General features: G+C 60.4%; 20 protein-coding genes and 1 tRNA gene. 4 read left to right on the top strand and 17 right to left on the bottom strand.

All coding sequences use genetic code 11. The annotated features are described in order from the left end of the window. Nucleotides 1-297: 297 nt before the first annotated feature. A tRNA-Ser gene (locus C9990_RS07290) sits at nt 298-387 on the bottom strand. A gap of 336 nt (nt 388-723) precedes the next feature. Between C9990_RS07290 and C9990_RS07285 the strand changes: the two genes are divergently transcribed. The 3 genes from C9990_RS07285 (at nt 724) to C9990_RS07275 (ending at nt 3468) form a co-directional block, all read left to right on the top strand. After that, nucleotides 724-1416: a crotonase/enoyl-CoA hydratase family protein gene (locus C9990_RS07285; RefSeq protein ID WP_106802883.1), complete on the top strand. Its 693-nt coding sequence runs from the start codon at nt 724-726 to the stop codon at nt 1414-1416. A gap of 211 nt (nt 1417-1627) precedes the next feature. Next, complete coding sequence (locus C9990_RS07280) at nt 1628-2368, top strand: 1-acyl-sn-glycerol-3-phosphate acyltransferase (protein WP_106802882.1); 741 nt, start codon at nt 1628-1630, stop codon at nt 2366-2368. Nucleotides 2369-2496: 128 nt separating this feature from the next. Next, nucleotides 2497-3468, top strand: a complete 972-nt coding sequence (locus C9990_RS07275) for a magnesium and cobalt transport protein CorA (protein ID WP_065909380.1) — start codon at nt 2497-2499, stop codon at nt 3466-3468. Here C9990_RS07275 and C9990_RS07270 read toward each other — a convergent pair. From C9990_RS07270 to C9990_RS07260, 3 genes are all read right to left on the bottom strand, one after another. Beyond that, nucleotides 3465-4190: an amidotransferase gene (locus C9990_RS07270; protein ID WP_065909379.1), complete on the bottom strand. Its 726-nt coding sequence runs from the start codon at nt 4188-4190 to the stop codon at nt 3465-3467. The two genes, C9990_RS07275 and C9990_RS07270, sit on opposite strands and share 4 nt — an antisense overlap. Nucleotides 4191-4284: 94 nt before the next feature. Next, entirely contained in the window at nt 4285-6429 is a 2145-nt protein-coding gene (locus C9990_RS07265; RefSeq protein WP_106802881.1) for a 3-hydroxyacyl-CoA dehydrogenase NAD-binding domain-containing protein, read from the bottom strand. A 16-nt stretch (nt 6430-6445) separates the two neighbouring features. Then, nucleotides 6446-7651, bottom strand: a complete 1206-nt coding sequence (locus C9990_RS07260; RefSeq protein WP_106802880.1) for an acetyl-CoA C-acetyltransferase — start codon at nt 7649-7651, stop codon at nt 6446-6448. 649 nt (nt 7652-8300) lie between these two features. Between C9990_RS07260 and C9990_RS07255 the strand changes: the two genes are divergently transcribed. Then, complete coding sequence (locus tag C9990_RS07255) at nt 8301-9107, top strand: cytochrome c (protein WP_106802879.1); 807 nt, start codon at nt 8301-8303, stop codon at nt 9105-9107. Between the two features lie 265 nt (nt 9108-9372). On the opposite strand, the gene C9990_RS07250 is transcribed toward C9990_RS07255, so the two are convergent. The 13 genes from C9990_RS07250 to C9990_RS07190 all read right to left on the bottom strand — a co-directional run bounded on the left by C9990_RS07250 (nt 9373) and on the right by C9990_RS07190 (nt 20286). Beyond that, nucleotides 9373-10176 carry a transglutaminase family protein gene (locus C9990_RS07250; protein ID WP_065909371.1) on the bottom strand — a complete coding sequence of 268 codons (804 nt, stop codon included), beginning with the start codon at nt 10174-10176 and terminating at the stop codon, nt 9373-9375. Continuing rightward, nucleotides 10173-11123 carry an alpha-E domain-containing protein gene (locus C9990_RS07245; RefSeq protein WP_065909369.1) on the bottom strand — a complete coding sequence of 317 codons (951 nt, stop codon included), beginning with the start codon at nt 11121-11123 and terminating at the stop codon, nt 10173-10175. Before C9990_RS07245 ends, C9990_RS07250 begins: the two co-directional genes overlap by 4 nt. A gap of 3 nt (nt 11124-11126) precedes the next feature. After that, complete coding sequence (locus tag C9990_RS07240; protein WP_065909367.1) at nt 11127-12536, bottom strand: circularly permuted type 2 ATP-grasp protein; 1410 nt, start codon at nt 12534-12536, stop codon at nt 11127-11129. A gap of 433 nt (nt 12537-12969) precedes the next feature. Continuing rightward, nucleotides 12970-13311, bottom strand: coding sequence for a ribonuclease E inhibitor RraB (locus tag C9990_RS07235; RefSeq protein WP_015885395.1), 342 nt, complete (start codon nt 13309-13311; stop codon nt 12970-12972). A 213-nt stretch (nt 13312-13524) separates the two neighbouring features. After that, entirely contained in the window at nt 13525-13761 is a 237-nt protein-coding gene (locus C9990_RS07230; protein WP_065909365.1) for a hypothetical protein, read from the bottom strand. 103 nt (nt 13762-13864) lie between these two features. Then, nucleotides 13865-14470: an START domain-containing protein gene (locus tag C9990_RS07225; protein WP_065909364.1), complete on the bottom strand. Its 606-nt coding sequence runs from the start codon at nt 14468-14470 to the stop codon at nt 13865-13867. A gap of 41 nt (nt 14471-14511) precedes the next feature. After that, a complete protein-coding gene (locus C9990_RS07220) occupies nt 14512-14766 on the bottom strand; it encodes a YkgJ family cysteine cluster protein (protein ID WP_065909363.1) in 255 nt (84 codons plus the stop codon). Between the two features lie 162 nt (nt 14767-14928). Continuing rightward, entirely contained in the window at nt 14929-15420 is a 492-nt protein-coding gene (locus C9990_RS07215; protein ID WP_106802878.1) for a translation initiation factor 2, read from the bottom strand. 104 nt (nt 15421-15524) lie between these two features. Continuing rightward, nucleotides 15525-16964, bottom strand: coding sequence for a PLP-dependent aminotransferase family protein (locus C9990_RS07210; RefSeq protein WP_017527404.1), 1440 nt, complete (start codon nt 16962-16964; stop codon nt 15525-15527). 273 nt (nt 16965-17237) lie between these two features. Continuing rightward, nucleotides 17238-18053 carry an OmpA family protein gene (locus tag C9990_RS07205; RefSeq protein ID WP_065909360.1) on the bottom strand — a complete coding sequence of 272 codons (816 nt, stop codon included), beginning with the start codon at nt 18051-18053 and terminating at the stop codon, nt 17238-17240. Continuing rightward, a complete protein-coding gene (locus C9990_RS07200; protein ID WP_065909356.1) occupies nt 18050-18412 on the bottom strand; it encodes a DUF4398 domain-containing protein in 363 nt (120 codons plus the stop codon). The genes C9990_RS07205 and C9990_RS07200 overlap by 4 nt, the downstream gene beginning before the upstream one ends. Before the next feature lie 9 nt (nt 18413-18421). Next, nucleotides 18422-19240 carry an ABC transporter substrate-binding protein gene (locus tag C9990_RS07195; protein WP_106802877.1) on the bottom strand — a complete coding sequence of 273 codons (819 nt, stop codon included), beginning with the start codon at nt 19238-19240 and terminating at the stop codon, nt 18422-18424. 116 nt (nt 19241-19356) lie between these two features. After that, on the bottom strand, nt 19357-20286 hold the full coding sequence (locus tag C9990_RS07190) for an electron transfer flavoprotein subunit alpha/FixB family protein (protein WP_065909352.1): 930 nt from the start codon (nt 20284-20286) through the stop codon (nt 19357-19359).

The following is a 20286-nucleotide window of genomic DNA, read 5'->3' as shown; positions in this document are numbered from 1 at the left end:
ATCGATCGTGCCCGCCTCATATAACGCTGCGCATCAGCACCAAGGAGAAACTTGAAGCCCTTGTGGCCGAGAAATGACCACGCCACCAGAAGCCATTCGTTTAACCCAGGAAGGCATATTTAGGGTATGCAGCTCTCTGGCTGAAGAACCTCTTCTCCATTCACTCAACAGACCTACGCTGCGCACCGAAATAGCGCTCCAGTCCCATGGTGGTCCCATGGAGCCATTTTTAGAATGCCAAAAACCACAAACCCCCGACTTTCTCTAGGAAAATCAGGGGTTTGCGTTTTCAGAATGTGGCGGTGAAGGAGAGATTCGAACTCTCGATACAATTTCTTGTATACACACTTTCCAGGCGTGCTCCTTAAGCCACTCGGACACTTCACCGTATCTCGTCAAACCAGTTCAGTCTGTCGAGGCGCGCTAATGTAGTCGAAAGCCTTTCTGATGGCAAAGGTTTTTTTCAGAATTTTCATGCGCTTAGACCGCTATACCGGGACGTGCCCGGCAAGGGGTGGTGATTCTGCCATTCTTGGGCATGAGCAGCACGCGTCTGGAACGGCGATTGCGCCCTGCCTTAGGCTATTGGGCGACCGGCATGCCGGAAAAGTCTGACTGGGTAGTCAGTCACGGCGCTTTACCGGGGCGGGCGTGGTGGGTAACGTCTGTGCATACGCTTCTATAAACAGCCTATCTATAACAAGTCCTACAAGGAACCGCGTCATGAGTGAGTTGATTGCTTACCACCTCGAAGACGGTATCGCGACCCTGACCTTGAGCAACGGCAAGGTGAATGCCATTTCTCCCGATGTGGTCAGTGCGTTTAATACAGCGCTGGACCAGGCCGAGAAGGACCGCGCGGTGGTGATCATCACCGGGACGCCGGGGATTTTGTCGGGTGGTTATGATTTGAAAGTGATGACGGCCGGCCCTAAAGAGGCAATCGGCCTGGTGACGTCGGGCTCGACGTTGGCGCGTCGCCTGTTGTCGCACCCGTTTCCGGTGATTGTGGCGTGCCCTGGGCATGCAGTCGCCAAGGGCGCGTTCCTGTTGTTGTCGGCGGATTATCGGATTGGTGTGGAAGGCCCTTTCAGCATTGGCCTGAATGAAGTGGCAATCGGCATGACCATGCACCACGCCGGGATCGAGTTGGCGCGGGATCGCCTGCGCAAATCCGCGTTTCACCGTTCGGTGATCAATGCCGAGATGTTCGACCCGCAAGGCGCCTTGGGCGCAGGTTTCCTCGACAGGGTGGTCGCACCGCAAGAGCTGCATGCTGCAGCGCTGGAAGCGGCCCGTCAGTTGAAGAAGCTGAATATGAACGCCCACAAACACACCAAGTTAAAGGTGCGCAAAGCGCTGCTGGAAGCGCTGGACGATGCGATCATCCAGGACCAGGGCCATATCCTCAGCTAAAGCCTGCAGCAGCATAAGAAAGCCCGACCTTGAGTCGGGCTTTTTCTTACAGATAAATTCGAATCATCCTCAGCCGCTCTAGCCTGCCGATGTCAGCAGATGTTGAAACATGTACTTAAACATCGCCTATCTCCTCCCTCTACAGGGGTAATTGCCGAATACAGTGCACAACCGTACACTGCGCCACCTTTTGTCCCGATGGGCTGTTTCGATGCTTTTTCTGTTGCGTATGTTGTTGATGGGCCTGCACTTTATGGTCGCCGGCGTGCTGGGCGTGCTGATCGGTGTCTGCCGGCCGTTCAACCCGGATAACAGCCGTTTATGTGCTCGCCTCTACGCGCTGCCAGCCATGTGGATCCTGCGCCTGAATGTGAAGGCCGACGTGGACTCGCTGCGCAACAAGCCCGGTACGTGCGTGATCATTGCCAACCACCAGTCCAACTATGACCTGTTTGTGTTCGGCACCGTGGTGCCGCACCGCACGGTGTGTATCGCCAAGAAAAGCCTCAAGTGGGTGCCGCTGTTCGGCCAGCTGTTCTGGCTGGCGGGCAATGTGCTGATTGATCGCGGCAACGCGCACAAGGCGCGCCGCGCGATGCTTACCACTACTCACACCTTGCAGCATGAGGACACGTCGATCTGGGTGTTTCCGGAAGGCACGCGCAACCTGGGCAAAGGCCTGTTGCCGTTCAAGAAAGGTGCGTTCCATATGGCGATTGCTGCCGGTGTACCGATCGTGCAGGTGTGCGTGAGCAATTACGTCACCCACATGCAGCTCAATCGCTGGAACAGTGGTGATGTGCTCATACGCTCGCTGCCGCCAATTCCTACGACAGGCCTGACTGCAGACGACATCCCGCAGTTGATGCAGGCCTGCCAGGCGCAGATGGATGAATGCATTGCAGGGATGGACCGCGAACTGCAAACCGCCTGGACACCCGCGCCTTTGTGATTTTGTGGGGCCACCCCGCCCCCCCCATGCTGCGGATAAAAAAGCACGCTGAGGCAACGGCCACAAGGGAACGCCATTCAGGCTAAGCTGCCCAACACCTGTCCTCCCAATAAGAAGTGATCAGCATCATGGGTAGAGTTGTTGCGGCCGCTGTCTACAGCGCCGGAAAGAAAGTCACTGACATCACTCTCGACGAAGGCGCGGCCTGGGCCGCCAAACCCGACCACTTTGTGTGGATCGGCCTGGAAGAACCCAGCGCACAGGAGCTGGCCAACCTGCAACGCCAGTTCAACCTGCATGAATTGGCCATCGAAGACGCCCTGGAAAAACACAGCCGCCCCAAGCTGGAAACCTTCGGCGATGCGCTGTTTATCGTCACTTATTCACCGGTGCGCGACAACGGCAAGCTGGAGTTTATCGAGACACATATTTTTGCCGGCAACGGCTACATCATTACCGCACGCAACGGCCACTCGGCGTCCTACGGCTATGTGCGCCAGCGCTGTGAGGCGCGGCCGCTGTTGCTGGAGCATGGCGAAGATTTCGTCCTCTATGCGCTGCTCGATTTCGTCACCGAAAACTACCAGCCCGTGAGCGAGGCGATCCATGCCGAGATCGATGAGCTGGAGCGCAATGTGCTGTGCAACTCCCTCAGTGAAGTCGATATCCAGAACCTCCACGGCCTGCGCCGCGACGTGCTGCGGCTCAAGCGCTACGTGGCGCCGATGGTGGAGATCAGCCAGGAGCTGCAGAAGCTGAGCTTCCCGTTTATCGACAAGAACATGCGCCCGTATTTTCGTGATGTGCAAATCCACGTGACGCGGCAGATGGAAGATCTCACCACCCTGCGCGACATCGCCAGCCAGACCATTGAAATCGGGGTGTTGCTGGAGGCGTCGCGCCAGAGCGTGGTGCAGCGCAAGTTCGCCGCGTGGGCGGCGATTCTCGCGTTCCCCACCGCGGTGGCGGGGATTTACGGGATGAACTTCCAGAACATGCCCGAGCTGCAATGGCACTACGGCTATTTTGCCGTGCTCGGGTTTATCGCGGTGGGCTGTACCAGCCTGTGGGCCAGTTTCAAGCGCTCGGGCTGGCTTTAAACCCGGGCTTCGGGCTTGTGCGCCACAAAGCGCATCATCCACTCCGCCACGGTCACGCCGTGGTGGTCACGCTCCAGGCTGGACACACCGTTGGTGTAGACCTTTTCGCCCAGGGTCGTCTGAAGAATTTCCAGCAGTTCGCGGGAATAGTCGTGGATAAACTCCGGGTGGCCTTGGAAGCACAGCACCTGGTCGCCGATGTGGTACGCGGCAAACGGGCAAAAATCGCTGGAGGCAATGACCGTGGCGTTGTCCGGCAACGTGGTGACCTGGTCCTGGTGACTGATCAATAGCGTCAGCTCTTCCACTTCAGGGCTCATCCACGGCGCCTTGGCATCGAGTTTGTAGTCGTGGATGCCCATGCCCCAGCCCTGGCCGGCACGCTCGGTCTTGCCGCCCAGCAGCAGCGCCAGCAATTGGTGGCCGAAGCAAATGCCGAGCAACTTGTCGCCACGCTCGTAGCGTTCGAGCAGGTACGTCTTGAGGGTCTGGATCCACGGGTCGGTACCGAAGGAGTCGGCCTTGCTGCCGGTCACCAGATAGGCGTCAAACACTTCATCGTCCGCGGGGTATTCGCCCTGCACCACGTTGTAGACGACGAACTCGGCGGGAATCGGCTGCTTGGAGAACAGGCGCTTGAACATCTGCCCGTACCCTTGGTATTGATCGATCAAGCCTGGACGCAGGATATCGGTTTCCAGGATACAGACGCGTAGCGACATAAAAAATACCTGACACGGTGATGGGAATAATGCACACCCCAGAGCCTGCCTTGAAATACCCTGACAAGGCAAGCCCCGCGCATACCCAAAACCGTCAGAACGTCGCGTTCTGTGCCGCTTTCTCCAGCAACAACGCCGGCGGCGAGAACCGCTCGCCATATTGCTCGGCCAGATAACGGGCGCGGGCGACAAAGTCGTTCAGGCCGTACTGGTTGATAAACTGCAACGCGCCACCGCTCCAGGCCGCAAAGCCGATGCCGAAAATCGATCCGATGTTGGCGTCGGCGGTGGACAGCAACACGCCCTCCTCCACGCAACGCACGGTTTCGATAGCCTGGATAAACAGCAAACGGTCGCGTACATCCTGTGCCGAAATCCGTTGCCCGGGCTGTTCAAAGCGGCTTTTCAATTCCGGCCAGAGATACTTCTGCCCGCCCGCCGGGTACTCGTAAAAGCCGCCCCCCGCCGCTTTGCCCGCGCGCTTGTACTCGTTCACCAACAGGTCAATCACCACCGTCGCCGGATGGCTCGGCACGCTTTTACCTTCCGCCAGCAGATCCTTGGCCGCCTGCTGTCGGATATGGCTCATCAAGCTGAGAGACACTTCGTCAGATACCGCCAACGGCCCCACCGGCATCCCCGCCTTGCGCGCCTCGGTCTCGATCATGGCGGCGGCCACCCCTTCGCCGAGCATGGCAATGCCTTCATTCGTGAAAGTGCCGAACACCCGCGAGGTGAAAAAGCCGCGACTGTCGTTGACCACAATCGGGGTCTTCTTGATCTGCAGTACGAAATCGAACCCCCGGGCCAGGGTTTCGTCCGAGGTGTGCGCGCCCTTGATGATTTCTACCAGGGGCATCTTGTCCACCGGGCTGAAGAAATGCAGGCCGACAAACTTGCCTGGGTCGGGCACCGCCGTGGCCAGGCCGCTGATGGGCAAGGTCGAGGTGTTGGAGGCGATCACCGCTTCGGCACCGACCACCTGTTGCGCAGCCGCAGAGACCCTGGCCTTGAGTTCGCGGTCTTCGAACACGGCTTCGATAATCAGGTCGCAACCGGCCAGGTCGGCGTCATCCTGCGTAGGATGAATGCGCGCGAGGGTGCTTTCGCGCTGATCCGGGGTCAGTTGCCCACGGCTGACCTTCTTGTCCAATAACGCCGCCGAGTGCGCCTTGCCCTTGTCGGCCGCCGCTTGGTTGATGTCCTTGAGCACCACCTCAATGCCGGCGCAGGCACTGACATAGGCAATGCCTGCGCCCATCATCCCGGCGCCGAGCACGCCGACTTTGCGCGTCACATAAGGCGCCAAGCCCTTGGGTCGGGAACGGCCGGCGTTGATCTCATTGAGCTGGAACCAGAAGGTGCCGATCATGTTTTTCGCCACCTGCCCGGTGACCAGCTCGGTGAAATAGCGGGTTTCGATTAGGTGCGCGGTGTCGAAATCCACCTGGGCGCCCTCGACGGCGGCGCAGAGGATTTTCTCCGGCGCCGGGAAGCAGCCCTGGGTCTTGCTGCGCAAAATCGACGGCGCTATTGCCAGCATCTGCGCCACCTTGGGGTTCGACGGCGTGCCGCCTGGAAGCTGATAGCCCTTGGTGTCCCACGGCTGCCTGGCCTCTGGATTAGCCAGAATCCACGCGCGGGATTTGGCCAGCAGCTCATCACAGTTCAACGCCAGCGCCTCGATCAAACCAGCCTGCAACGCCTGTTGTGGGCGGACTTTCTTGCCTTCCAGCAGATACGGCAGGGCTTTTTCCAGGCCGAGCATGCGCACCATGCGCACCACCCCGCCGCCGCCTGGCAGCAGGCCGAGAGTCACTTCCGGCAAGCCGAGCTGCACCGATTTGTCATCCAGCGCGACGCGGTAGTGGCACGCCAGGCAAATCTCCCAGCCGCCGCCCAACGCGGCGCCATTGATCGCGGCGACCAGCGGTTTGCCCAGGGTTTCCAGGCGTCGCAGTTGCGCCTTCAGCACCCGCACGCCGTCGTAGAAATCCTTGGCGTGGGCCTTGTCGACCTTGATCAGTTCATTGAGGTCGCCGCCGGCAAAAAAGGTTTTCTTCGCCGAAGTGATGATCACGCCGGCAATCTGCTCCTTTTCCGCTTCCAGGCGCGTGACGGTGGCCGCCATGGCCTCGCGATACACGCCGTTCATGGTGTTGGCACTCTGGCCGGGCATGTCGAGGGTCAGCACCACGATCTGGTCCTGGCCTTTTTCGTAACGAATGGCTTCGGTCATGACAAATTCCTTCGGCTCAGAGGCGTTCGATAATGGTGGCGATGCCCATGCCACCGCCCACGCACAGGGTGGCCAGGCCGTAACGTTGCTGGCGCGCCTCCAGTTCGTCGAGCAGGGTGCCGAGGATCGCGCAACCGGTGGCGCCCAGCGGATGGCCCATGGCGATGGAGCCGCCGTTGACGTTGACCCGCGCGGGGTCGATGCGCATGTCCTTGATGAACTTGAGCACGACAGACGCAAACGCTTCGTTGACTTCAAACAGGTCGATGTCTTCAACGCGCAAACCCGCCTTGGCCAGGGCCTTGCGGGTAGCCGGCGCCGGGCCGGTGAGCATGATGGTCGGATCGGTGCTGGTCACCGCCGTGGCGACGATTCGCGCCCGCGGTTGCAGGCCCAGCTCGCGCCCCTTGGCCTCGGAGCCGATCAACATCAGCGCAGCGCCGTCGACAATCCCGGAGCTATTGCCCGGCGTGTGTACATGGTGAATGCGTTCCACATGGCTGTAGACCCGCAGCGCGGTGGCGTCGAAGCCCATCTGGCCCATCATTTCGAAGCTGGGCTTGAGCTTGCCGAGGCCTTCGAGGGTGGAGTCACCGCGGATAAATTCATCCTGGTCGAGCAGCACAATGCCGTTCTGGTCCTGCACTGCGATCAGCGACTTGCTGAAGGAACCGTCGGCGCGCGCCCTGGCTGCTTTCTGCTGGGACTGCAGGGCAAAGGTATCGACGTCCTCGCGCGTGAAGCCTTCGAGAGTAGCGATCAGGTCGGCGCCGATGCCCTGGGGCGTGAAGTGGCTGTGCATATTGGTGTGCGGATCAAGTACCCAGGCGCCGCCATCACTGCCCATGGGCACACGGGACATGGACTCGACGCCGCCGACCACCACCAGGTCTTCAAAACCGGAACGCACTTTCATCGCGCCGAGGTTGACCGCTTCCAGGCCCGAGGCGCAGAAGCGGTTGACCTGCACACCGGCGACGCTGACGGCCCAGTCCGCGACGAGCGCGGCGGTCTTGGCGATGTCCGCGCCCTGGTCCCCCACGGGCGTGACGCAGCCGAGCACGATGTCATCCACCTGGTGCGTGTCGAGGTCGCTGCGTTGCGCCAGCGCTGTCAGCAGACCGGCCACCAGGTCGACCGGTTTGACACTGTGCAAGGCACCATCGGCCTTGCCTTTGCCCCGGGGCGTGCGTATCGCATCAAAGATCAAAGCTTGGGTCATGACATCCTCGAACCGCTGTGCATGTGTGCCCCTACCTTAGGCCCGATTGACACGGTTTCAATGACGGATGCGCTCATTGCTTTTGACCACCACGCTCGGACGAACGGTAGGCTTACGCGCGTATTGCTTGATTAATCGTTTTAGCTGTCTAGCCAAGGCATTGGCGCCAAGATGGCGATAGGCCTCATAGCGTTTTAAGCTGAAATCCTGATTAGCTGATATTAAATGGATCTAAGCCACGCAGAACGAGGGCTCTAAGGTTCAATCAGTAGGAAGTTGCTGCCGGGTTTTGCTGGAGCAACTGTAAGAAAAGCGACACGTCATAACGGCATAGTAGATTTTACCGGCACGCATTTGACGCTCAGGAATAACAACAAAAGGCAGTCAGCCATGTTCAAACATTCGAAAGTACGTCAGGCGGGACTCATTCTTTTCGCCACCACACTGATTCTGATCCTGCCCAACCTGACCAAGGTCATTGGGTGACCACTCACTCCCCACATTCCGTGCACACACAGCACCAGGACTGCAGTTTTTGGCAGCACCTGCCGGGACATTGCGTATAGCGGTCCTGTTGCAGGCGCTGCCGTTTTGCGTGCGAATTTGCGCTATCGTGAGCCCCATCGTCCCCTCGCATCGGGCTTATCCGTTGAAACTCATCCTCGCCCTTCTCGCCTTGTTCATTGCCGTACCTGCTACGGCAGCCTCGTTGAGCATCGAACTCGACCACACGCGCAAGACCTGGCAGACCGCCGACCTGCTCAAGCATCCGGACGCGCAGACCGTGCAGATCGTCGACGACGTGTCCTACAAGCGCAATATGACTTATCGCGCGGTACCGCTGGCCGTGCTCCTACCGGGTCTCACGCCTGAAGCTCATCTGCAAGCCGTTGCCCTGGATGGGTTTGCCGCCGAACTGGCGGCGGCGCCGTTGCTGCAAACTCGCGGCGCCCGCGCCTGGCTGGCCGTGGAAGACCCGGCTCACCCCTGGCCTGCGCTGGCCGACGGCAAGCCGAGTGCGGGGCCGTTCTACCTGGTGTGGACCGATCCGCAAGCCGGGCATATCAGCCCTGAGCAGTGGCCATTCCAGATCTCCACGATCAAACAGTTGAAGACGGTGGCCGAACGCTTCCCCGCGCTGTTGCCCGACCCGGCGCTGGCCGCGAATGACCCGGTCAATCAGGGCTTCGCGTTGTTCCAGAAAAACTGCCTGGCCTGCCATCGCCTCAATGGCGCCGGCGATGCGCAGGTGGGGCCGGACCTGAATATTCCCTACAACCCCACCGAGTATTTCGGCGCCGACTTCCTCAAACGTTATATCCGCGACCCGCAGAGCCTGCGGCATTGGCCGCAGGCAAAGATGCCAGCATTCGCCGCCAGCGTGTTGCCAGACAGCGAGTTGGATTTATTGGTGGGTTATTTGAAGCATATGGCGAGGCGTAAGCAGCAGCCGTGAATGCTGGGTGATGGGTAGGTGGGCTTGTTCTGGCAACTGAGATTGTTGTGTCTACAGGGCTTGTTGTGGCGAGCGGGCTTGCCCCGCGTTGGGCTGCGCAGCAGCCCTGATAAAGCAGAATGCACTGTGTCAGGCACTCCTCAGTGCAGGGTTTTAGGGCTGCTGCGCAGCCCAACGCGGGGCAAGCCCGCTCACCACAACAAGCCCGCCTGCCACAACAAGCCCGCTCACCACAAACATCAGCAGCAGACCTTCGTGCAGTCGCTTACTGCTGCTGCACCGAGATCACCGGCGTCGGCGCAACGAACACCTTGGCATGCATCTGCTCATGCCCGCCGCCACGGCGCATGCCGCGCACCGGGCAGGCGTCGAGGTAGTCCAGGCCCACCGCGAGTTTCAAGTGCCGCTCCGGCCGGGCCAGTTGGTTGGTCACATCAAAGCTGTACCAGGCGTCATCCAGCCAGGCTTCGGCCCAGGCGTGGCTGGCCAGGTGCGCGGTGTCTTCGGTGTACAAATATCCCGACACATACCGCGCAGGAATCCCCAGGCTGCGCGCGCAGGCCAGGAACGCGTGGGTGTGGTCCTGGCACACACCCGCATGCCCTGCAAAGGCCTGGGCGGCGCAGGTGTCGACTTCGGTGGAGCCCGGCGTGTAGACCATCGACTGGTGCAGGGCGTGCATCAGGTCGATCAGCGCCGTGCGATCGCGGCGCTGATGGCAATGCTGTTGGGCAAAACCGCGCAAGGCCTCGTCGGGCTCGGTCAGGCGTGTGCAACGCAGGAATGGGAAAGCCGACTGGCTCTCGTGTTCGGCCTCGCGCAGTTCGTCGATATCCACCTGGCCACGGGCGCCGATGATGATGGCGTCGTGGGGTTCGTCCAGGGTCAGCACATGCAGGATATTGCCGAACGGGTCCACCTGCGCACGCACCGGGCGTGGCAGGTCCAACTGCCAACTGAGCACATGCTGGCGCTCGCTGTCGTGGGGCGTGAGGCGCAGGTACTGGATGCTGTTGCGCACCTGGTCTTCATAGCGGTAGGTGGTTTCGTGGCTGATGGAGAGTCTCATGCGGCCTCCAGGTAGGAACTGTAGATGGCGTCGCCGAGTTGGCGGACCAAGGGAATAAAGTCAGTCAGCCAGGCGTGCAGGCCTTCCTCGAGAATCTCATCGATAGCGGTAAAGCGCAGGCGCGCGTCCATTTCGGCGGCCAGGCGCTGGGCCGGGCGGCCGTTGAGGCCGGGCAGGCTGGCGAGGATCTGGTCGATCTCTTCGCTGCAGGCGCGCAGCGAACGCGGGACATCGGCGCGCAACAGCAACAGTTCCGCGACTTGTCGCGCGCCGGGGGCGTCGCGGTAAATCTCGGTGTAGGCCTCGAACGACGACAACGCGCGCAGCAAGGCACTCCACTGATAGTAGGCGTGGGCCGTGCCGTCGGTGACAGCTTCGGCGCGGTCGCCGGCCATTTCATAACGTGCATCGAGCAGGCGCAGGGTGTTGTCGGCACGTTCGATAAACGTCCCCAGGCGAATAAACCGGAAGGCATCGTTACGCATGATGGTGCCGTAGGTCGCCCCGCGAAACAGGTGGGAGCGCTCCTTGACCCATTCGCAGAACCGGCTCATGCCGTAGCGACTCAAGCCCTGCTGGGCGATATCGCGAATATCCAGCCAGGTCGCGTTGATGTTTTCCCACATGTCCGCAGTAATTCGCCCACGCACGGCATGGGCGCTGGCCCGCGCAGCGCCCAGGCAACTGTAGATGCTCGCCGGGTTGGCCGCGTCGAGGGCGAAGAAATGCAGCAGGTGTTCGGCGTGCAGTTCGCCATGACGCTCGCGGTAATCTTCCAGCGTGCCGGTGATCAACAGCGGCATGGCCAATTCATGCAGGCCATCGCCGCGCCCATCCTGGGGCATCAACGACAGCGAATAGCTGACATCGAGCATGCGCGCGAGGTTTTCCGCACGCTCCAGGTAGCGCGACATCCAGTACAAATCCGAGGCAGTTCTACTCAACATAATTCAATCCTCGACCACCCAGGTGTCTTTGGTGCCGCCGCCCTGGGACGAGTTGACCACCAGCGACCCTTCGCGCAACGCCACGCGGGTCAGCCCGCCAGGCACCACGCGGGTTTCCTTGCCGGACAGCACGAATGGGCGCAGGTCGATATGACGCGGGGCGATGCCGTTGTCGACGAAGGTCGGGCAGGTGGACAAACACAGGGTCGGCTGGGCGATATAGGCGTGGGGCTTGGCCTTGATGCGTGCGCGAAAGGCTTCGATTTCAGCCGCCGTCGAAGCCGGGCCGACCAGCATGCCGTAGCCGCCGGAACCTTGGGTTTCCTTGACCACCAGGTCCGGCAGGTTGGCCAGCACGTGGGATAATTCGTCGGGCTTACGGCATTGGAAGGTAGGCACGTTCTGCAGGATGGGTTCCTCATCCAGGTAGAAACGGATCATCTCGGGGACGAAGGGATACACCGACTTGTCATCCGCCACTCCGGTGCCAATCGCGTTGGCCAGCACCACATTGCCCAAGCGATACGCGGCGAGCAGGCCGGGCACGCCGAGCATGGAGTCCGGGTTGAACGCCAGCGGGTCGAGGAACGCATCGTCGAGGCGGCGATAGATCACATCGACGGCCTTGGGGCCGTCGGTGGTGCGCATGAACACCCGGTCATCACGCACGAACAGGTCGGCGCCCTCCACCAGCTCCACCCCCATTTCGCGGGCCAGGAAAGCGTGTTCAAAGAACGCGCTGTTGAAGCGACCCGGGGTCAGCACCACCACACTGGGGTTATCCAGGGGGCTGGAGCTTTTCAGGGTATCGAGCAGCAGGTTGGGGTAATGATCGATGGGCGCGATGCGCTGGGCGGCGAACAGTTCGGGGAACAGGCGCATCATCATCTTGCGGTCTTCGAGCATGTAGCTGACGCCGCTCGGTGTACGCAAGTTGTCTTCGAGAACGTAGTAAGTGCCGTCGCCATCGCGTACGAGGTCGACCCCGGAGATGTGGGAATACAGGTCGCGGTGCAGGTTCAGCCCCTGCATCGCCAGTTGATATTGCTCGTTGGCCAGCACCTGCTCGGCAGGGATGATGCCGGCCTTGATGATGCGTTGCTCGTGGTACAGGTCGGCGAGAAACATGTTCAGCGCCTTGACCCGCTGGATGCAGCCGCGCTCGACCATCCGCCATTCGCTGGCGGGAATACTGCGCGGGATGGTGTCGAAGGGAATCAGGCGCTCGGTGCCCTGCTCGTCGCCGTACAGGGTGAAGGTGATCCCGGCGCGGTGAAACAGCAAATCGGCTTCGCGCCGGCGTTGGGCCAGCAGTTCAACAGGGGTTTCAGCCAACCAGCGGGCGAACTCGCGGTAATGGGGGCGAACCTGCCCTGCCCCGTCGTACATTTCGTCGTAATAAGTGCGGATCATGCCGAACTCCTTGTCACCCGGACGCTTGAACCTTCGCAAGGCCCGTGCCAGCGGCATAAACACTTAAAAATCAGTGCGTTGAATAACCAAAGGGATCTGCTCGCACCGTCCTGGTGCGCAGAATGCCCCGCGCACAGGCGCACGCTTCATCGCAATGCGCGCTTTGGCTATCAACAGCATAGTCAGAGTTGATTTCACTGCCCGGTCGCGCTTGCGGATAATCGCAACCATCTGCTGAACAGGATGCGTCCTACCGCTTCAGCGCAACGCTCTTCCCTTTAGGCCACCCTGCTCGGGTGGCTTTTTTTTGGCTGGAGAAATGCTGTGTAGGTGGGGTGATAGTGAGGTTGCCGAACCGGACAGCGATTAGGGCTGGCCACAAACAAAATCGGCCGACCCGAAGGTCAGCCGATACGCTGTGTTTCTCATACTGCTACATGGGTAACCCACGCACCTCCTGCTTGACGCCCCATCCCTCGATAATGCCGCCCAGAGGCTCGACCACCGCCTCGAAGTCCTGCTCGAAGTCTCCTATGCCGTCGTAGGTTGCAAACATGATTTTGCTCAGTTCCAGGTACCAGGCGCCATCGTCGCGCGCGCTGACCTGGGCATTCAGGGATTCCCCACGAAATTCACCCGCAGCCCTGCGCGCCCGTTCCTCATCCGGGAATATGGCGTAGAACTCAATGGGGTGGAAACGCGAGAAGTCGAAGCCGCCTTCTTTCATGCGGCGCAGAACGTTGGTGCTGATGTCTTCTTGATAGGCTGTGCTCATGAAAAGTGCTCCTCGAATTGATGGATAGACTTTCCGTGCTTCCCGAAGCCCACGCCGTACTGGCGTGGGAGCTACGGCAAAAACATCACCGCTGGAAAACAAGCATGTAGCTGACAAGACCAGACCTTAGCGATTCGTTCGCTGATCTCACTTGCAGAGTAGCGCGAAGCTATCACCTCCACCAGAGGCGCTTTAAGTGTGTACAGGGAATATTCAGGCGGCGGGAGAGATGTCGAGGATCTGGATACTGTTCTGGTCTTTGAGGATCTTGACCGTAGGCTCAGGCTTGCGGCCCTCCAGGTCATTGAGGTCCAGTTCAGCGGCGATGGGCACCAGTTTGTTGCGAATCATGTGTGCCGCATCTTCGAGGCTGGGCTTCTGATCGCAGGTGAACTGCTCGACGGACTGAACGCCGTGATCATCAACGAAGGTAATCTGCCACTTTTGCATCGGTGCCTCCTCGATAAAACCCGTGTGTGGGCTTACCACTATCTGGACCTTGAGGGTTCGCCAAACGTTCCACTCAAGTCAGGAGGCACCGGATCAACTGCGCTTATTTTTCAGCGTGTTCTTTCAAGGCTTTCAAGGTGTTGAACGGCGCGTCCACCACAAACTTGTTGGCCAACCACGAAGGCACGCTGCCACCTGGCTCGGTGTGCACCTGGTAAGTGACTTCGGTCTGGTTGTCGCCTTTTGGCACGAGCTTCCAGAAGCCATCGACCTGGGCAACCCGTACATAGCCTTTTTCTTCAGGCTTGTAAGTCGGGACGCCCTCAAGCTTACGGGTCAGCGTGCCGTCGGCCGCCTTGGTCGTGGTGATATGCAGGTAGGAATCCCGGTCCGTCACGGGGAACGGGGCCTTGAATTGGGTGTAGGTCCAGCTCTCATCGCCTTTCTTGTCGACCAGCTTCTGGGACTTGCACTCGTGGATCCAGGCACAGGCACCGGCCACGTCTTCCTGCAGGGCGACGATTTTGGCCACGGGCGCCTTGATCACCGTCACACCGCGATAGGCCTTGTACTTGGAGCCGGCAATTTCGCTCAGGGACACTTTGATACCGTCTTCGTCCTTGGCGACTTGCCAATCCTCAGCCTGGGCAGTGGCAGCAAACACCAGCGTAAAACCGCACAACACAGCCATTCGTTTCAGCGAACCCATTGTTGTATTCCTTATTGTTGAAGTTCCGATAGTAAAGCCCATCAAGCCGCCGTCATCTGCTCCCACCAGCCGATCAACCGGATTGCATCGGCCTGGTCGGTGCCGCAGACCTCGATATCGGCCTTGAAATCACTGCACACCGCTGGGCGCTCCGGCCGGCCGAACAGCTGGCATAGCTGTTCGACAGACAGGTGCAGGCAGCGTTCGCCGGCCGGTTTGCCGTGTGGCATGCCCGGTAATGGCGAACTGATGGAGGGGGCGATGCAGCACGCGCCACAGCCTTCACGGCATTTCATGACCAAAAGGTCCTCGACGACTCAATGTGGATGGCCGGGCTAGAGTACGCCCTTAAACAGCCGTTTTAAAATGGTCTAACAGGGGTTTTTCGCAGAAAACAAAAGTGACTGACCAGTCTGCGACAGATGGTCGAGAGGTGACGTCACGTTAAGGCGAAAAGTTTATTGCTTGAACTCGAACTCCAACGCCGCGCCTTCAACATCGCGGCGCTCTTCGTTGCGCAGTTGCAGTTTCATTTCATTGCTGAGCAGGCGCCCGTTGATCTGGAAGGCACTGTTGTCAGTGGGCTTGTCACCAAACATCGGCGGCAGCAGCGGTACGCTTTTGGGCTTGGGCATGGTGCCCAGGGGCTGCAGGTGCCGGACCATGTCCGTAGGCAGTGTCAGGTCCAACTGTGCCGGTGCCAGTTGGGTCTGGGCCACTTCGCGGGCCGATTTTGACTTGCTCGCTACCGGTGCACGCTTTTTCACCGCGGCGGCTTTTTTCTTGGTCGCGGCGGCTTTTTGCGCCGGTGCCGGTTTTTTCGCAGGCGTTTTCTGCTGGTTGCTGGCGGCGGGCTGGGCGTCAGTCACAGGCGTTGCCGCCAGCACCGGGCTGACGTTACACAGGCTTAACAGGCCAATCACCAAAGCAGCACGAACAATTGAGGTCATATCGCCTACAGCATTAACGGCAGAGGGCCATATGCTCGCTTGTTGTGCGCGGCATGACAAGCGTGGTGATTAGCCAGCTATCGGAGTTGTCCCCGATACGCCGCTCAAAAGCCCGCTGCCGTCTCCTGGCACAACTGGCTGGCCAGCATCCCCAATGTCATCAGCGCCCGCTCTGCCTCGCGGTTCCACGGCGTGCCGCAATTGAGGCGGATGCAGTGGTTGAACTGCTCGGTATTGCTGAAGATCAACCCTGGCGCAATGCTGATGCCCTGTTGCAGGGCACGCACGTGCAGTTCCTGGGTATTGACCCGTCCGGGCAAACTGACCCACAGGATGAAGCCGCCGGTCGGGCGGGTCATCTGGGTGCCTTCCGGGAAATACTGCTGCACCGCCAGCTGGAAAGCACTGAGGTTCTTGCGATATTCCTGGCGGATGTAGCGCAGGTGGCGGTCGTAGCCACCGTTCTCGAGGTACGCCGCCACCCCCATCTGGGTCACGCTGCAGGCGGAATGGGTACTGAACATCTGCAGGCGCTGGATTTCCTGCTGGTACTTGCCGGCGATCATCCAACCAATGCGCACCCCCGGCGACAACGTCTTGGAAAAGCTCGAGCAGTAGATGACCCGGTCCAGGCGGTCATAGGCCTTGAGGGCCTTGGTGCGACCGAGTTCGAACATCAGCTCGCCGTAGATATCGTCCTCGACAATCTGGATATCGAAGTCCGAGGCCAGCCGCAGCAATTGTTTCTGTCGCTCCTCGGGCATGGTGCCGCCCAGGGGATTGCTCAGGCGCGTGGTCAACACCAGGGCCTTGATCGACCATTGGTTGGCCGCCAGTTGCAGGGCTTCCAGGCTCATGCCGGTGGACGGGTCGCTGGGGATCTCGATGACCTTGAGGCCGAGCAGGTCGGCCAGTTGCAGCAAGCCATAGTAGGTCGGTGATTCGGCGGCAATCAGGTCGCCTGGGCGTGTGAGCACGCGCAGCGACATCTGCAACGCATCCACGCAACCGTGGGTGATCACCACCTCGGAAGGGTCCACCACCACGCCGGCGTCGCGCATGCGAATCGCCACTTGGCGGCGCAACGGCTCGAAACCCGGGCTGAACATGTAGCTGAACGCACGCGGGCTCTGGAAGCGGGTGACTTTGGCCAACTGCTGGTGCAGCGCGCGGACCGGCAAGTAATCGACACTCGGCACGGCGGCGCCCAGCGGGAACACCCCTTCACGGCGCGACTCGCCCAATACCTGCTGGATAATGCTGCTGCGGGTGACCAACCCGGGACGCTCGACACGGGCAATGTCCGGCGTTGGCGCCGTCAGCGCCGGCGTCTGGTGCACGTAGTAGCCCGATTGCGGCCGCGCCCGGATCAGCCCCTGGTCTTCCAGGTTGGCGTAGGCCTGCAACACCGTGGCATGGCTGACGTTGAGCTGGGAGCTCATCTTGCGCACCGAAGGCACGCGCTCACCCGGTTGATAGACACCGCGCCGGATGTCCTCAGCCAGTTGCTGGGCGATACGTTGGTAAAGCAACAGATTGGTCATGACGCAGCACTCGATTTCACGGGTATTTTATTTTTGTGTGAAACATACCGGCACAGTTTAGAAGTGTACGGGGACAGTTGCCACAATAGTCGAGCGCGGGCGGGAGTGACAGTAAAAACTGTAGGGGTGGGGGAATAGAATTCCAGCTCTGCACCGAAACGAAATGTGGGAGCGGGCTTGCTCGCGAAGGCGGTGCATCAGCCACTTAAAGGGTGACTGATACGCCGCCTTCGCGAGCAAGCTCGCTCCCACATTTTGATCTGCGTTAGCGTTTTATCGGGCAGCGCCCAGTTGGCCCTTTTCGTCGGAGAATACAATTTCCACTCGACGGTTCTGCGCGCGGCCGCGCTCGGAGGCGTTGGCCTCGACCGGATACTGGTCGCCGTAGCCTTCGACCTGGATACGTTTTTCATCGATGCCGAGGTCGACCAGCACATCGGCCACCGATTGCGCACGGTCACGCGACAGCTTGAGGTTTTCCTGCTCGCCGCCGGTGTTGTCGGCGTAGCCCTCGATGCGCACTACGCGCTTAGGGTTCAGTTGCAGGAACTGCACGATTTTCAGCACTGTGCGGTTGGCCGAGTTTTTCAGCTCGGCGTCACCGGTATCGAACAGCACGTCGCCCAGGGTCATCACCAGGCCGCGATCGGTCTGGGTGGTGGCCAGGCTGGCGATCTGCTCTTCGAGCCATTTGCCCTGCTGCTGCACGCTGATCAGCTTGTTTTCACGCAGGGCCAACTGCAGGCGCTGGCGCTCCAATTCAAGCTTGGCGCCACGCTCCTGGTTGAGCGCCTGCTCAGTGTGCTCGCGAGCGATGGCACTGTAGCGCTGGCTCAGGTAGGCGTAATGCACCACGTCAGCACCGCTGCCCCAGTAGCTGGACAAGCGGTCGGCACGCGCGAGGGACTCACCGGCGCGGATCACGTCCTTGGGGGCGAAGCGCAGCACATTGGCGTCTTCCTTGACCTTCTGGAAGTCGTTGCCGGCCTGTTGCAGCGCCTGCTCGCCATTGGGATGGCTGGCACAACCGCCCAACACGGCGCTGCCCAGCAGCAACACACAGCTCACGGCACGGATCATCGGGCTCATTGGGCTTCTCCCAACTGCAATTGCTTGCGCAGACGCGTGATGCGGGTGTTGAGCACGTTGAGTTGTTCCTGACTCTTGCGGGTCAATATCCGGGCTTCAGCCAGGCGCGCATCCAGCTCGGCCTGTTCGGCCTGCATGCGCGCGTCTTTATAGGATTCATCGGCCATGTCGGCCTTGGCCTGCGCAAACTTGTCTTCGGCCAGTTTCAATTCGGGCGAGTCATCAGTACTGGCGCCTACGGCGCTGGCTTGTTCCAAGGCTTGCTGGGTGAGGCGTATTTGTTCATTCGGCGCAGGATCGGCTGCACATCCCGCCAGAGCGACAACGGCGAGGGCCGCGAAAAGAGGTCGAAGAGTCACTGAAAATCCCTACTTTGTTGGGGTGCCGACGGGTTGTTGCAATTGCGCTTTCCAACGCTCGAGATTGCGCTGCAGCGCGGCTTCCGCCACACCAGACCCGGGCAATTCTGTCATCTTTTTGGCGAGCTGTCCGCGCAACCACGGATCATTGCAGGCCGAGTTGTGGGAAATCGCCAGGTACAGGCCGGGCTGATCGATCGGGGTTTCGCGGGCGAGCAGGTCGTTGCTCATGCCCAATGTCTGGGCCATGGCCATGCCCGAGTAACGCCCGGCCAGCACGTAATCCACCTCGCCCAGCAACAGTTTCTGGAAAGCCGGCGTCAGGCTCGGTAGACGTTGCAGGGTGAGTTGCTGATCGGCGAGGGTTTCGAACTCACGGCTCAAGCGTGCCCGCTCCGACACTGCGCCCTTGTGGCCCTGCAAATCGGCGGCCGTGTTGTAGACCAGTGCCGAGTCCTTGCGTGTCCACACCAGATAGTCGGTCTGCACCAGCGCCGGGTGGATGTAGTCGAGGGTTTCCAGCTCGCCCAGGTTCAGCGGTGCGTCGGCGAGGATGTCCATGCGCCCGCTGCGCACTTCGTCCAGGGCCAGGGAACGTTTGCCGCCGTAGAGCAGGTCGACCTTCAAGCCGAGGTCCTTGGCGACTTGCTGCAACACATCGGCGGTGGCGCCGATCAGGTGCGTGGGGTCCTGGGGATCACGCCAGAGCAACGGCGGTGCATCCGGGCTGCCGGTGATCACCAGGCGCTCACATTTGCCCGCCGCCAGCGTCAGGCTCGGAAGCAGTGACACACCCAGCAACAGCACCACCCACCGACGCAATTCCATCACAGACTCTCCCCATCACAAACGCATCCCTTGTAGGAGCCGGCAAGTCGGTATCTACAAAGGCAAAAAAAAACCCGGTCACAAGGACCGGGCTCTTTATAAGTGAAGCGACTGGATTAGACCAGCTTCTCCAACTCGGGAACGGCTTCGAACAAGTCCGCCACCAGGCCGTAATCAGCCACCTGGAAGATCGGTGCTTCTTCGTCCTTGTTGATCGCGACGATCACTTTGGAGTCTTTCATACCGGCCAAGTGCTGGATCGCGCCGGAGATACCGACCGCGATGTACAGCTGTGGAGCAACGATCTTGCCGGTCTGGCCGACCTGCATGTCGTTGGGTACGAAACCTGCGTCGACGGCCGCGCGGGAAGCGCCGACCGCAGCGCCCAGCTTGTCGGCCAGGGCGTACAGGTGTTTGAAGTTGTCACCGTTCTGCATGCCACGGCCGCCGGAAACGACGATCTTGGCAGCGGTCAGCTCAGGACGATCGGACTTGGCCAGCTCTTCGCCAACGAAGCTGGAAGTGCCAGCGTCGTGGGCAGCAGCAACAGCTTCAACCGCAGCCGAACCCCCTTCAGCAGCAACCGGATCGAAACCGGTGGCGCGTACGGTGATCACTTTAATGGCAGCGGTCGATTGCACGGTGGCAATGGCGTTACCGGCGTAGATCGGGCGCTTGAAGGTATCAGCGCTTTCTACCGAGATGATCTCGGAGATCTGGTCAACGTCCAGCTGCGCAGCAACGCGTGGCAGGATGTTTTTGCCGTTGGACGTAGCCGCAGCCAGGATGTGGCTGTAGCCAGCACCCAGTTCCGCGACCAGCGGGGCAACGTTTTCCGGCAGTTGATGCGCGTAGGCGGCGTTGTCGGCCAGCAGTACTTTGCTCACGCCAGCCACTTTCGCAGCGGCGTCAGCCACGGCGCCAGCGCCTTGACCTGCTACCAATACGTGAATGTCGCCACCGATTTTCGCAGCGGCCGCCACAGTGTTCAGGGTAGCCGGGGCCAGCACCTTGTTGTCGTGTTCAGCGATTACCAAGATAGTCAT

It is taken from the genome of Pseudomonas sp. S5D5, assembly GCF_003013355.1.
Taxonomy (GTDB): domain Bacteria; phylum Pseudomonadota; class Gammaproteobacteria; order Pseudomonadales; family Pseudomonadaceae; genus Aquipseudomonas; species Aquipseudomonas aylmerensis.
The sequence above is the reverse complement of the archived record's forward strand: the minus strand, read 5'-3'. Positions and strand labels throughout refer to the sequence as shown.